Source organism: Streptomyces candidus (assembly GCF_014207445.1).
GTDB lineage: Bacteria > Actinomycetota > Actinomycetes > Streptomycetales > Streptomycetaceae > Streptomyces > Streptomyces candidus.
The window spans coordinates 508,703-521,834 of record NZ_JACHEM010000002.1 but is presented as its reverse complement, the minus strand read 5'-3'; the positions used below and the strand labels follow the sequence as shown (position 1 = coordinate 521,834).

The window sequence follows — 13,132 nt, the reverse complement described above, 5'->3', positions numbered from 1 at the left end:
ACGCTGGCCGGGTGACCCAGGAACCTCAGGACTACGCCACGTACATCTCCTCGCTCCCCCGCGTCCTCGCCGGGGCGGCCGCCCTCTTCCGCGACACGGAGGGCCGGGTGCTGCTCGTCGAGCCGAACTACCGCGAGGGCTGGGCGCTGCCCGGCGGCACGGTGGAGTCCGACACGGGAGAGACGCCGCGCGAGGCCGCGCGCCGGGAAACGCTCGAAGAGATCGGTCTCGACGTCGAGTTGGGCCCGTTGCTCGTCGCCGACTGGGCGCGCGGCGAGGGCCGCCCGCCGATCGCCGCGTACCTGTACGACGGAGGGGTGCTCGAAGCGGAGCGACTGGCCGCGATCCGGCTTCAGGAGGACGAGCTGGTGTCGTGGCGGCTGGTGCCGGTGGACGAGGTGAAGGACTACGCGCTCAACGCGCTGGGCGACCGGATCCTGGCCGCCCTGGCAGCCCAGGCGGACGGTACGGGAGCGGTGGAACTGGTGGACGGGCGGCGGGTCGCGTAGCGGGACGCGGCGCCAGGAGCCGGGGAGCGCCGGGACGCGGCGCCGGGCCGGGGTGGCGGTGCCGCGGGGCGCGGCGGACGGGCGGCTTGTGGAGGGCACCCCACCACCGTGTTCTCAGCCCACGCCGCGGCCCTCGCAAGCCCCCGGCACCGCCGCCTTCGGCCTGTCTCCCCGTACCCCCCTCTCCAACCCCAGCGTGACGAGAACCGAGGCTGCCGCCGTCATCCCCATGGCCGCCCCCGGCGACGTCACCTCCGCCAGCCCGCCGGCCAGCGCGGCGCCCACTCCCTGCATCGCCAGCATTCCCGAGGTGTGCAACCCCAGTGCGTGCCCGCTCAGCTCGTCCGGGGTGAGCGCCATGAGCCGCTCCTGGAGCAGCAGAGTCGCCGCGAAGCCGCCGGAGGCGACCAGTACCACGCCCAGGGCGACCGGCAGGCCCGGCTTCAGGAAGAACAGCAGGTACGGCACGGCCAGCAGCAACCGGAGCGGCGGGCCGCCCCCGTCCCGCCACCGTCGCGGGACGAACCGGCCGACCACCGTGTCCCCGATCAGCATCCCGGCCGCTGCGAAGGCGAAGAGCAACCCCGCGCGCTCCGGTGCGTACGGGACGTACAGCGACTCGCAGCCCACGATCAGTCCGTTGGGCACGCACAGCATGAGGTAGACGTACCGGCGTGGCTTCGACGACCAGAGCAGGGCGTTCGTGCGCCAGGTCGCCGCCACCGACGCCCGGCCGGTGGCACGCGCGGCCCGCCGACCGAGCCCGAAGCGGGCGAAGCCGGCCGACGCGAGATGGAGGACGGCGCCGACCAGGAGCGCGCCCCGGGGCGAGAGAGCCGCGACCAGGACACCGCCGACGGCGAACCCGCAGATCTGCATGGCACCGTTGGCCATGTTCATCACCGAGCGGCCGATCAGGAAACCCTTCATCGGCAGAATCTCGTTCAACAGACCGTACGTCACACCACCGTTGAGCGACGCCAAGACGCCGATCACCAGCAGTACGGAGAAGGCCGCCCCTACCGGCAGCCCCGGGATCGCCTGTACCGCGGTGGCCATGCCGAAGATCAGCCCGAGTCCGGCGAGGGCGGCACGCGGCGGTACGCGGTCGGCGGCGGACAGCAGAGTGGTCGCGCCGACCAGCTGGGCGAGGGAGGGCCCGAACATGGCGAGCGAGGACAGCAGCGGCGACCCGGTGGACGTGTAGATGAGGACGCCGAGTGCGAGGCCGGTGACGGTCTGCGCCGCCGCTTTGGCGGAGGCGGTCAGGAACAGCGGGGTGAACTCCGGCTGCAGGAACAACTCTCGGTAGGTGCGCATGTCCGGGAGTCTCGGCGTGCGGCCGAGGGCGGGGTTAGTGTTTCGCGCGGGGGCGAAACAACCCGACGGCAGCACGCCGGACGACGCGACGGGGGCGCCGAGGAGATGGGCTGGTGGCAGGTCGACACGGACACCCTGGCGGGCGGTCGGTTCGTCGTCTCCCCGCTGTCGGAGGCCATTTCGAGCCTCAAGCTGCTGCAGTTGCACGCACCGGCCGCACACCCCGGCGATCGGTCCTGGCTCGACACGCACCTGCCCGCCTTCCGTCGCAGGGTCGCCGAGGACCCGTTGCTTCCCCTTCTCCTGCACTGCGCGTTCCGCCCGACCTGGAACGCGGACTTCATCACCCCGGCCCCGGTCGGCGACGGCAAGCAGGATTTCGCCCGGGAGCTGGAGCGGGTGCGCGCCGCCCCCGCGGAGTCCGTCCTCGACGATCTCGCCGTCGCGCTCGGCGGGCCACCGCCCGCCGAACTCCTCCGCACCGATCTGGCGGAACGGGCCGCCGCCCTCCTCGACTGGGTGTGGCAGGAGACCGTTCTCCCCGAATGGCCGCGCCGCCGCCGGGTGCTGGAGGCGGACATCGTGGCGCGCACGGCGCAGTTGAGCCGGGCAGGCTGGGTGGCGGCGCTGGGGGGCATGCGGCCGGGGATGCGCTGGCTGGGCGGCGACCGGTTGCAGATCAACACCCAGGACCACCCGCCGCGCGAAGTCGCCCGGGCGCAGTTGCTGTTCGTCCCGGTGAGTTTCGCCACGAGTTGGGTGTCGTGGGAGGGACGGCGCCGGTTCGCCGTGGTGTACCCGTGCGCGGGCGCCCTGGCCGATGCGGACCGCGGCCGCACCTCCGCGCCCGGGGCGCTGGCGGCACTCCTGGGCCCGGCGCGGGCGGGCATCCTCGTCCTCCTCGGCTCCCCGAAGAGCACGACCCAGTTGGTGGCGCTGACGGGTCTGGCACTGGGCTCGGTGGGCCGCCACCTGAAGGTGCTGCTGGACGCCCGTCTGGTACGCCGCAGGAGGGCCGGCCGCTCGGTCCTGTACTACCGGACGGACTCGGGCGACGTGCTGGTGAACTCGCTGGAGACCGGGCCTTGATGATTGCTCATCAGCCGCGCACCAGGATCCGTTTGTGCGCGGTGCTGGCGACGAACCTCGCGGCGGACGTGCATGTCGTGTACGGGCCGCTGCGCAGCGCCGGCGGTGCAGCCCGCCGTGTCTCTGGCGGGCCTGGCGGCGGAGCACGGAGCGCGGCTGATCATCGTGAACGGGGAGCCGACGCCGTACGACGCCCTCGCCGACGAGGTGGTGCGGGAGCCGATCGGGACGGCGCTGCCCGCGCTGCTCGCGGGTCTGGGCCAGAGCCGGAGCAGCACGCGGGGCGTGCCGGGCGCTGCCGGGGCGGCCGTTTCGGGCCGCCGTGCCGGACGGCGCTAGTGGGCCGCGCTAGAAGAGGGCGGCTACGGCGGGGACGCCGCTCTCGAAGGCGAGCAGTCGCTGCTTGCGGTCGAGGCCGCCGCCGTAGCCGGTGAGGCTGCCGGTGGAGCCGATGACCCGATGGCAGGGGACGATGATGCCGACGGGATTCTTGCCGTTGGCGAGGCCTACGGCTCGCGAGGCCCCCGACTTGCCGAGCCGGTCGGCGAGTTGGCCGTACGAGCGGGTCTCCCCGTAGGGAATGCGCTGGAGCTGCTCCCACACGCCGCGCTGGAACGGTGTGCCGTGCAGGCGCACGGGGACGGTGAACTCCCGCAGCTCCCCGGCGAAGTAGGCGTCGAGCTGCTCGATCACCTCGGGGAACGGCTCCGGGTCCGGTACGCCGAAGCTCTCCTCGGCGGGACGGTGGCGCTGGTCGGCCATGTAGAGGCCGGAGAGGACGCCGTCGGTGGCGACCAGGGTGAGCGGCCCGTACGGGCTGTCGACGACGGTGTGCTGCGTGATGGAGGACATGAGGTACGACTCCCCTACTGCGGTAGGTGGTTGATGGGGTGGGCATCGGTCGCCCACAGGTACTGGACGGCGTACGCCCGCCAGGGCCGCCAGGCGGCGGCACGCGCGGTGAGTGCCGCCGGGGTGTGCGGCAGCCCCAACCCTTGTGCCGCGCGCCGGATTCCGAGGTCCGAGGGGAGGAAGGCGTCCGGGTCGCCGAGGGCGCGCATCGCGATGACCTCGGTGGTCCACGGCCCGAAGCCGGGGAGTGCGAGGAGCTGGGCGCGGGCCCGGTCCCAGTCGCAGTCGACACCCAACCGTATTGTCCCGTCAGCGAGATGGGAGACCAACGTGGTGAGCGTGGTGCGGCGGCTGCGGGGCAGCGCGAGCGCCTCGGGGTCGAGGCCGGCGAGCGCGTCGGGGGTCGGGAAGAGGTGGGTGAGCCCGCCTTCCGGGTCGTCGACGACGGCGCCGTGGGCGGTGACGAGCCGGCCGGCGTGGGTACGGGCGGCAGCCGTCGAAACCTGCTGGCCGAGCACGGCCCGTACGGCGAACTCGGCGGGGTCGGTGGTGCGCGGAACCCGCCGCCCGGGCGCCTGTGCCACCAGAGGGGCGAGCAGCGGATCGGCTCGCAGCCGCTCGTCGACGGCGACCGGGTCGGCGTCCAGGTCGAGCAGCCAGCGGCAGCGGCTGATGGCGTGGGTCAGGTCCCGCAGATCCGTGAGCGCCAGCCGGCAGGCGATGTGGTCGGGGCGCGGCGTCAAGGCCACGATGCCGTGTCCGTAGGGGAGTTGCAGGGTGCGCCGGTACGCGCCGTCGCGCCACTCCTCCACCCCGGGGACGGCGGTCGCGGCGAGGTGACCGAACAGGTTGTCCGGGTTGAGCGGGGCACGGAACGGCAGCCGCAGAGCGATCACTCCCGGCGTCTGTGCCCCGTCCCTCTTCCTTACCCGTGTCCGCAGCTCGCCCGGCGGCAGCCCGAAGACCTCCCGTACCGTCTCGTTGAACGTGCGTACCGAGGAGAACCCGGCGGCGAAGGTGATGGCCGCCATCGGCAGTGCGGTCGTCTCGATCAGCAGTCTGGCCGTCTGCGCCCGCTGGGCGCGGGCCAGTGCGAGCGGCCCGGCGCCCAGCTCGGCACGCAGCTGCCGCTCGATCTGCCGGGCCGAGTACCCGAGCCGCGCCGCGAGGCCTTGGACCCCCTCGCGGTCGACGACCCCCTCACGGATGAGCCGCATGGCCCGCGCGACCGAGTCGGCACGGGCGTTCCACTCGGGGGACCCGGGACTGGTGTCGGGCCGGCAGCGCTTGCACGCCCGGAACCCGGCCTGCTGACAGGCTGCGGCGCTCGGGTAGAAGGTCATGTTCTGCGGCTTGGGAGGTACGACGGGGCAGCTCGGCCGGCAGTAGATCCGGGTGGTCGTCACCGCCGTGAAGACCCAGCCGTCGAACCGCGCGTCCTTGGACTGCACGGCGCGGACGCAGCGTTCGGTGTCGTGGTGCATGGCACGCGTGGCCTGGCCGGCCGGAGGGGGTGACATGACCCCAGCATCCGCCACCCACCGCTCTGTCCGCTGGCGGAAATCCGACAACAGCCTGCGCAGACCAACGGCTGCCGGAAGAGCGGCAGCGGAAGGCGAGCAGCCCGGCGGGCAGCGGTGGGGGATGCGCCGCTCTGCGGGGGCCGCCCCGGCCGTTCTGTGCGCCTCGGCCGCCCCGCCCCGCCGCCGAGGGACCTCCGCCATGTGCGCCCCTTCGCCACCCGCGAGGCCTCCGGCCACATTCCCCCGCCCGCCGCCGGGGCTACGGCACGCGCCCCGTCCACTCCCCCGTTCCGAACTTCTCCTGCACCAGTTCCTCCGCCCGCGCCATCTCCGCCTCCGTCACGGAACCCTTCTCCAGCCCGTACCGCCCCCGGAAGGACCCGATCATCCGCTCGATGACGGCTTCCCGCGCCAGCCCGGTCTGCCGCCGCAGCGGATCGACTCGCTTCTTCGCGCTCTTCGTCCCCTTGTCGGACAGCTTCTCCTTGCCGATCCGCAGCACGTCCGTCATCTTGTCGGCGTCGATGTCGTACGCCATCGTCACGTGGTGCAGCACCGCCCCGCCGGCGTCACTCACCATCCGCTTCTGCGCGGCCCCGGCGATCTTGCCCGCGTCGGTCGCGATGTCGTTGAGCGGCTGGTACCAGGCATTGACGCCCATGTCGGCGAGCGCGCCCAGCACCCAGTCGTCGAGGTAGGCGTAGCTGTCGGCGAACGACAGCCCCTGCACCAACGCGGTCGGCACGGACAGCGAGTAGGTGATCGTGTTCCCCGGCTCGATGAACATCGCGCCGCCGCCGCTGATCCGCCGTACGACCTGGATCCCGTGCCGTTGCGCGCCCGCCGGGTCGACCTCGTTGCGCAGCGACTGGAAGCTGCCGATGACGACGGCCGGGGCGCCCCATTCCCACACCCGCAGCGTCGGCGGGCGACGGCCGGCCGCCACCTCGGCGGTGAGGACCTCGTCGAGCGCCATGTGCAGGGCCGGGGGCTGAGGTCCCTCGTGGACGAGCTGCCAGTCGTAGTCCGTCCAGTCGGTGGCGTGCGCCAGCGCCCGCCGCACGGCGACGGCGATTCCCTCCGCCGTCAGCCCGAACATCACCGTCCCCTCGGGCAGTGCCGTCTCGATCCGCGCGGCCAGTCCGGCGGCGTCGGTGTCGGCGGGAGCACCCTCCAGGGCCCGGTTGATGGCGACGATCGCCTCGTCCGGCTCCAGAAAGAAGTCCCCGGCCACCCGCACGTTGCGCAGGACGCCGCCCACCGCACCGTCACCGTCCGCCGTGTCGAGGTCCACGACGACGAGCTTGCCGCCGGGGACCTTGTATTCACCGTGCACTGTGTTCCGCCTCCATCAGCACCCGCAGGGGTGGTCGTGACCAGCGACAACGCTATCCCGGGTCGGGACATTCCTCCTCTTCCGGACGGCTTGCGCACGGCGGCCCTCCGGGGCCTGCTGTCAGTGCGGCGTGCTTTGCTGGGACGCATGATCGAGAACACGCTTGTCGCCGCCGTCGAAGGAGCCGTCCGCCGCGCGGTCGCCGACGAGGTCATGCCCCGGTACCAGCAGCTCGCGGCACACGAGGTGGTGGAGAAGAACGGCCCGTACGACCTGGTGACGGTCGCGGACCGGGGTGCGGAGGAGCATCTGACGGCTTCGCTCACCCGGCTGCTGCCGGGCTCGGTGGTGGTCGGGGAGGAGGCCGTGCACGCGGACCCGACGGCCTACGCGGCGATACGCGGCGCTGCTCCCGTGTGGATCGTCGATCCGGTGGACGGGACCCGTCAGTTCGTGCACGGGGAACCGGGGTTCTGCACCCTGGTGGCGCTGGCCGTCGACGGCGAGGTGCAGGCCTCGTGGACGTACGCGCCCGCGCTGGACGAGATGGCGGTGGCGGTACGGGGACGGGGCGCCACTCTGAACGGCGTGCCCCTCAGGTCGGGCTCCCCCGCACCCGGCAGTGCGCTGCGCGTGGCCACGTCGCACCCGGACTACACGACCGAGGACCAGAAGAAGGCGTTGCGGGCGCTGGAGACGGAGGGCGTGCTGCCCCGGCCGTGCGGGTCGGCGGGCCTGGAGTACCTGGCCGTGGCCCGGGGCGAGCTGGAAGCGGTCGCCTTCTCCTGGGAGCTGGCGTGGGACCACGCGGCGGGCCTGCTCCTGGTGGAGGAGGCCGGCGGCACGGACCGTACCCGTACGGGCGAGCGCTACCGGATCGCGGGCGGCAACACGCTGCCGTTCACTGCGGCCCGGGACGAGGCGACGGCGAATCGGGTGCGGGGGCTGCTGGCGGAGGAGGACTGAGCGGCCGGGGCTACCGCGTCAGACTCCCCCGCACCTCTCGCACCAGTGACTCCGCCGCCCGTACAGCCTCCTCGTCGAGCCCGTGCAGCGCCCGTGCCACCCGCTGCGCGAAGTCGGGCGGGGCACAGGCGAGTCGGGCGGCTGCCGCCAGGGCGCCCTTCTCGTTGAGGCACCAGGTCCGCTCGTGCGCCAGCATGGCCTGCGCGAGGACGCCGAAGGCCTTCGACAGGCACAACGACACATGGAGGGCGTCACCGGCGCCCACCGACTTGCGGGCGGCCGCGACCGAGAACTCCGCCTCCCACGCGGCCTCTGCCAGCGCTTCGCGCAGCGCGTCCGGGTAGTGCCGGGTCCGGGCCCGCAGGGCGGTCAACTCGCCCGCCGGGTCGGCCAGTACGCGACAGTGGGCGACCTCGCCCGCGTACGCCGGCGACCAGAAGCCGAGCGGGTGCCCGGCCTGCGTACCGACCTCGAAGCGGCCCGCCCGGCAGTCCGCCCAGACCCGTTCCACCCGGTCGAGATCGCGCAGGATCCAGTCGACCGCCGTTCCGTCGACGGAGAGCCACGCGCCGCCGTTCACCCAGGGCCCCCAGCCGCCGGGGGCGGCGATGTCCACCGCTCGGCCGGTGAACTCCGCGGCCAGGGAGGCGAGAGCGTGGACGTCGAGTGCGTCCGCGTCTCGGTAGTACAGGCCCAGGTCCCAGTCCGAGTCGGGACGGTGCGTGCCGCGTGCGCGGCTGCCGCCGAGGACGACGGCGCGTACGCCGGCGACGGTCGACAGACGTTCGGCCATGGTGCGGATCACGGGATGCACGATGCGCGACCCTACCGCCGCCCGCCCTCTCGGCGCACAGGAATACCCTGGCCCTCCGACTGGAAAGCGTGTGAGGAGCCCGAGGTGTCGCCGATGCTGGATGCAGTGGTCGTGGGGGCGGGGCCCAACGGCCTGACTGCCGCCGTCGAGCTGGCCCGTCGCGGTTTCTCCGTGGAGGTCTTCGAGGCGAAGGACACCGTGGGCGGCGGCGCCCGCACCGAGGAGCTGACGCTGCCGGGCTTCAGGCACGACCCGTGTGCGGCGGTGCACCCGCTGGGCATCGGCTCCCCTGCGTTCCGGAACCTGCCGCTGGAGCGGTACGGGCTGGAGTGGCTGCACCCCGAGCTGCCGATGGCGCACCCCTGGGACGACGGCACCGCGGCGGTGCTGTCCCGTTCCGTGGCGGAGACCGCCGCCTCCCTCGGGGTACGGGACGCCGGTGCGTACCGGCGGCTCGTCGCCCCGTATCTCGGCAGGTGGGACACTCTTTCCCAGGACTTCATGTCGTTGCCGCTGACCGCCCTGCCGCGCCACCCGGTGACGTTGGGCCGGTTCGGGCTGGCCGGGCTGCCGCCGTCGACGTGGCTGATGCGGCGGTTCCGCGACGAGAAGGCCAAGGCGATGATCGCGGGCCTCGTCGCGCACGTGATCGCGCCGCTGAACGGACTCGCCACGGGCGCGATCGGCCTGATGTTCGCGCTCGCCGCGCACGCGAACGGCTGGCCGGCGCCGCGCGGCGGCTCCCAGGCGATCCCCGACGCGCTCACCGCGTACCTGCGTGACCTGGGCGGAGTCGTCCACACCGGTTTCGAGGTGCGGCGCCTCGACGATCTGCCGCCGGCCCGCGCCTACGTCTTCGACACCTCGCCGACCGCCCTCGCCCGGATCGCGGACCTCGGCAACGTGTACGAGAACTACCGGTACGGCGCGAGCGTCTTCAAGATCGACTATGCGTTGGACGGACCGGTGCCGTGGACCGCCGAGGAGGCCCGCCGGGCGGGAACGGTGCAGGTCGGCGCGACGAAGGGCGAGATCGACACGGCCCTGCGCCGGGCGTCGCGGCAGGGCAGGGCCCCCGAGGCGCCGTTCCTGATCACCGCCCAGCCGAGCCTGGCCGACCCGTCCCGGGCACCCGAGGGCAAGCATGTCTTCTGGGCGTACGGGCACGTCCCGCACCACTGGGAGGGCGACCTCACGGACGCCATCGAACGACAGCTCGAACGGTTCGCGCCCGGTTTCCGCGACCGCGTCCTCGCCCGCGCCACGGCGGGCCCGCGCGAGCTCGTCGCCCGCAACGCCAACTACGTGGGCGGCGACATCGCCTGCGGCGCGTTCACCGGCCTCCAGGTCCTCTTCCGCCCGAAGCTGTCGCTCTTCCCGTACGGCACCTCGCACCCCGCGGTCTTCCTGTGCTCGTCGGCCACTCCGCCGGGCCCCGGGGTGCACGGGATGTCGGGGCACAACGCGGCGAAGGCGGTCTGGCGCAGGCTGCGCGCCACGGACGGCTGAGCCCCCTCCCTCACAGGGCGCACGGCCCCATTTCCCCCGCGGGACGCCCGGACCCGTTTCGCCGTGCCGATCCCCCGGCCCCGCCCCACAATGTGCACATGGACGACCTGGACCGCGCCACCGCCTTCGACTACGTCACCTACCTCAGGGCCACCCCCGACCGGATCTGGGAGGCGCTGACCGACCCGGCGTCCACGGCCCGCTACTGGGGCATGACGTTCGTGTCGGACTGGCGGGCCGGGTCCCCGATGGTCTGGCAGGGGATGGGGCTGGGCGAGAGCGACCCGGAGCAGGTGGTTCTCGCCGCCGAACCGGGCCGCAAACTCTCCTACACCTGGCACACCTTCACCACCGAGTTCGCCGAGGCCACGGGCATGCCGCCAGAGCTCCACGCCGAGCTGGCGGCGGAGTCCCGCTCGAAGGTGACGTTCGACATCGAACCGGCCGGGCCGACGCTGACCCGTCTGGTCACCGTCCACGACGGCTTCGACGAGGGCAGCACCGTCCTGTCGATGATCCGCGACGGCTGGCCCGCCCTGCTCTCCAGCCTCAAGACCTACCTGGAGACGGGCGACCCCCTCCCCGACCCGCAGTAGCCTCCCGCGTCCTGCGGTGCGCCCGGCCTCAGGAGCTCAGCGCCGGGATGACCGACTCCCCGTAGGCGTCGATGGTCGCCTCGCGCGCGTCGTGCATGTCGTAGAGGGCGAACTGGTCGACGCCCAGCGCCCGCAGCGCCCGCAGCTTCCCGATGTGCGCCTCCACGGGCCCCAACAGGCAGAAGCGGTCCACGATGTCGTCCGGCACGAAGGCGGTGTCCGGGTTCCCGGCCCGCCCGTGGTGCGCGTAGTCGTACCCCTGACGCTGTTCGATGTACGAGGTCAGCTCCGCCGGCACGAACCCGCTGTCCGCCCCGTACTTGGTCACCAGGTCGGCCACGTGGTTGCCGACCATCCCGCCGAACCACCGGCACTGGTCGCGGGCGTGCGCCAGGTCGTCGCTCACGTAGGCGGGAGCGGCGACGCAGATCTTCACCTCGGCGGGGTCCCGCCCGGCGTCGGACGCGGCGTCGCGCACCGCCCGGATCATCCATTCCGTGAGGAAGGGGTCGGCAAGCTGGAGGATGAACCCGTCCGCCTTCGCGCCCGCGAGGGCGAGCGCCCTGGGCCCGTACGCGGCCATCCACACCGGGAGCCGGCCGTCCCGCACCCACGGGATCCGCACCGTCTGCCCGTCCACCTTCGCCTCGCGTCCCTCGGCGAGGTCGCGAATGACGTCCATGGCTTCGCCGAGCCGGGCCAGCGTGTTCGGCCTGCGGCCCGCGACGCGCATCGCCGAGTCCCCGCGGCCGATGCCGCAGACGGTGCGGTTGCCGTACATGTCGTTGAGGGTCGCGAAGGTGGAGGCGGTGACCTCCCAGGTCCTGGTGCCCGGGTTGGTCACCATGGGGCCGACGATCATCCGGTCGGTGTGCTCCAGGATGCGGCTGTAGATGACGAACGGCTCCTGCCACAGCACGGCGGAGTCGAAGGTCCATCCGTAACGGAACCCGTTGCGTTCGGCCCGGCGCATCAGGCCGACGACCTCGGAGGCGGGCGGATCGGTCTGCAGCACGAGTCCGAAGTCCATCGGCGCACTGGGCATGAGAGGTGTACCTCCTGGTTCAGGTACTTCGGGTGCGAACGGGTGGTGGTCCGGTGGCTCTTTCCGGGGCCGCGGCGGCCGGCCTCGTGCGGGCCGGACCCCTCAGCGCACATACTGCGAGGTGGACCGGGCGAGATACACCCCGTGTCCGGGGCGCCCCTTGAACTCTCCCCGATCGATGACCACTTCACCCCGTGACAGGACTGTCTTCACCCGCCCCGCGATCCGTCGCCCCTCGTAGGCGGAGTAGTCGACAGCCATGTGGTGCGTCGCCGCGGAGATCGTCTGCTCGGCCGCCGGGTCGTAGATGACCACGTCCGCGTCCGCGCCCGGGGCGATTGTTCCCTTCCGCCCGTACAGGCCGAACATCCTCGCCGGGGTCGCGCACGCGATCTCGATCCACCGGCGGCGGGAGATGTGGCCGTCGACGACGGCCTGGTGGAGGAGGTCCATGCGGTTCTCCACCCCGGGGAGGCCGTTGGGGATCTTGGAGAAGTCGCCGCGGCCCAGTTCCTTCTGCCCGGTGAAGCAGAACGGACAGTGGTCGGTGGAGACCACTTGGAGGTCGTTGGTGCGCAGGCCCCGCCAGAGGGCGGCCTGGTGTTCCCTGGGGCGCAAGGGGGTGGAGCACACGTACTTCGCGCCCTCGAAGTCCGGCTCGGCGAGGTTGTCGGTGGAGAGGAAGAGGTACTGGGGGCAGGTCTCGCCGAAGACCGGGAGCCCTTCCGTACGGGCGCGGGCGATCTCGGCGAGCGCTTCCCGCGCCGACACGTGCACGACGTACACCGGCGCGCCGGCCACCTGCGCCAGCTTGATGACGCGGTGCGTGGCCTCGGCCTCCAGCAGCGCCTTGCGCACCTCGCCGTGGTAGCGGGGGTCGGTCTCGCCGCGGGCCAGCGCCTGTTCGACGAGCACGTCGATGGCGAGGCCGTTCTCCGCGTGCATCATGATCAGACCGCCGTTGCCGGCGGCCCGCTGCATCGCGCGCAGGATCTTCCCGTCGTCGCTGTAGAAGACTCCGGGGTAGGCCGTGAAGAGCTTGAAGGAGGAGATTCCTTCGGCGACCAGACCGTCCATCTCCTTCAACGACGACTCGTTGACGTCGGAGAGGATCATGTGGAAGCCGTAGTCGATCGCGCACTTGCCGTCGGCCTTCGCGTGCCAGGCGTCCAGGCCGGTGCGCAGGCTCTGGCCCGGGGACTGGATCGCGAAGTCGATGATCGTCGTCGTGCCGCCCCAGGCGGCGGCGCGCGTGCCGGATTCGAAGGAGTCGGCGGCGAAGGTACCCCCGAAGGGCATCTCCATGTGGGTGTGCGCGTCGACGCCGCCGGGGATCACGTACTTCCCGGTGGCGTCGACGACACGGTCCGCGGTCCAGTTCTGGGTTCCCGGGGTGGCCAGCGCTGCGATGCGGCTGCCTTCGATCAGTACGTCGGCGTGGACTTCTTCGGCGGCCGTGATGACGAGGCCGCCGGTGATCAGAGTGCGGGTCATGCTTCGCACCTCCTCGGGAACGGGCAGAGCGGGAAGGGGGGACGGTCAGGCAGACGGGACCGGGGGGACGACGGACAGG

At 72.5% G+C, this 13,132-nt stretch carries 12 protein-coding genes and 1 pseudogene; 6 read left to right on the top strand and 7 right to left on the bottom strand.

The features are described from left to right. Positions 1 to 11 precede the first annotated feature (11 nt). A complete protein-coding gene (locus HNQ79_RS05315; RefSeq protein WP_185027372.1) occupies positions 12 to 509 on the top strand; it encodes an NUDIX domain-containing protein in 498 nt (165 codons plus the stop codon). A gap of 114 nt (positions 510 to 623) precedes the next feature. Here the strand turns inward: HNQ79_RS05315 and HNQ79_RS05310 are convergent, their stop codons facing one another. Next, positions 624 to 1,829: an MFS transporter gene (locus tag HNQ79_RS05310; RefSeq protein ID WP_185027371.1), complete on the bottom strand. Its 1,206-nt coding sequence runs from the start codon at positions 1,827 to 1,829 to the stop codon at positions 624 to 626. Positions 1,830 to 1,934: 105 nt separating this feature from the next. Between HNQ79_RS05310 and HNQ79_RS05305 the strand changes: the two genes are divergently transcribed. After that, entirely contained in the window at positions 1,935 to 2,918 is a 984-nt protein-coding gene (locus tag HNQ79_RS05305) for an ArsR family transcriptional regulator (RefSeq protein WP_185027369.1), read from the top strand. Positions 2,919 to 3,023: 105 nt separating this feature from the next. Then, a pseudogene (locus tag HNQ79_RS05300) lies at positions 3,024 to 3,257 on the top strand (hypothetical protein); the annotation flags it as partial. 9 nt (positions 3,258 to 3,266) lie between these two features. On the opposite strand, the gene HNQ79_RS05295 reads toward HNQ79_RS05300, so the two are convergent. The 3 genes from HNQ79_RS05295 to lplAB form a co-directional block, all read right to left on the bottom strand. Next, positions 3,267 to 3,770, bottom strand: coding sequence for a methylated-DNA--[protein]-cysteine S-methyltransferase (locus tag HNQ79_RS05295; RefSeq protein WP_185027367.1), 504 nt, complete (start codon positions 3,768 to 3,770; stop codon positions 3,267 to 3,269). A gap of 14 nt (positions 3,771 to 3,784) precedes the next feature. Next, positions 3,785 to 5,254 carry a DNA-3-methyladenine glycosylase 2 gene (locus HNQ79_RS05290; protein ID WP_185027696.1) on the bottom strand — a complete coding sequence of 490 codons (1,470 nt, stop codon included), beginning with the start codon at positions 5,252 to 5,254 and terminating at the stop codon, positions 3,785 to 3,787. A 298-nt stretch (positions 5,255 to 5,552) separates the two neighbouring features. Continuing rightward, on the bottom strand, positions 5,553 to 6,629 hold the full coding sequence (gene lplAB / locus HNQ79_RS05285; RefSeq protein ID WP_185027365.1) for a lipoate-protein ligase LplAB: 1,077 nt from the start codon (positions 6,627 to 6,629) through the stop codon (positions 5,553 to 5,555). 147 nt (positions 6,630 to 6,776) lie between these two features. On the opposite strand from lplAB, the gene HNQ79_RS05280 reads away from it, so the two are divergent. After that, on the top strand, positions 6,777 to 7,595 hold the full coding sequence (locus HNQ79_RS05280; protein ID WP_185027363.1) for an inositol monophosphatase family protein: 819 nt from the start codon (positions 6,777 to 6,779) through the stop codon (positions 7,593 to 7,595). Between the two features lie 10 nt (positions 7,596 to 7,605). Here HNQ79_RS05280 and HNQ79_RS05275 read toward each other — a convergent pair whose 3' ends face one another. Beyond that, positions 7,606 to 8,388: a nucleotidyltransferase domain-containing protein gene (locus HNQ79_RS05275; protein ID WP_185027694.1), complete on the bottom strand. Its 783-nt coding sequence runs from the start codon at positions 8,386 to 8,388 to the stop codon at positions 7,606 to 7,608. Positions 8,389 to 8,502: 114 nt separating this feature from the next. Here HNQ79_RS05275 and HNQ79_RS05270 point away from each other — a divergent pair, with 114 nt between their 5' ends. Then, positions 8,503 to 9,918 (top strand): phytoene desaturase family protein, encoded by a 1,416-nt coding sequence (locus tag HNQ79_RS05270; protein ID WP_221507335.1) that lies wholly within the window; start codon positions 8,503 to 8,505, stop codon positions 9,916 to 9,918. A 98-nt stretch (positions 9,919 to 10,016) separates the two neighbouring features. Further along, complete coding sequence (locus tag HNQ79_RS05265; protein WP_185027359.1) at positions 10,017 to 10,514, top strand: SRPBCC family protein; 498 nt, start codon at positions 10,017 to 10,019, stop codon at positions 10,512 to 10,514. A gap of 28 nt (positions 10,515 to 10,542) precedes the next feature. On the opposite strand, the gene HNQ79_RS05260 is transcribed toward HNQ79_RS05265, so the two are convergent. Both HNQ79_RS05260 and hydA read right to left on the bottom strand, forming a co-directional pair. Then, on the bottom strand, positions 10,543 to 11,544 hold the full coding sequence (locus HNQ79_RS05260; RefSeq protein ID WP_185027692.1) for a TIGR03842 family LLM class F420-dependent oxidoreductase: 1,002 nt from the start codon (positions 11,542 to 11,544) through the stop codon (positions 10,543 to 10,545). Between the two features lie 117 nt (positions 11,545 to 11,661). After that, complete coding sequence (gene hydA / locus HNQ79_RS05255; protein ID WP_185027357.1) at positions 11,662 to 13,053, bottom strand: dihydropyrimidinase; 1,392 nt, start codon at positions 13,051 to 13,053, stop codon at positions 11,662 to 11,664. Between the last annotated feature and the right edge of the window lie 79 nt (positions 13,054 to 13,132).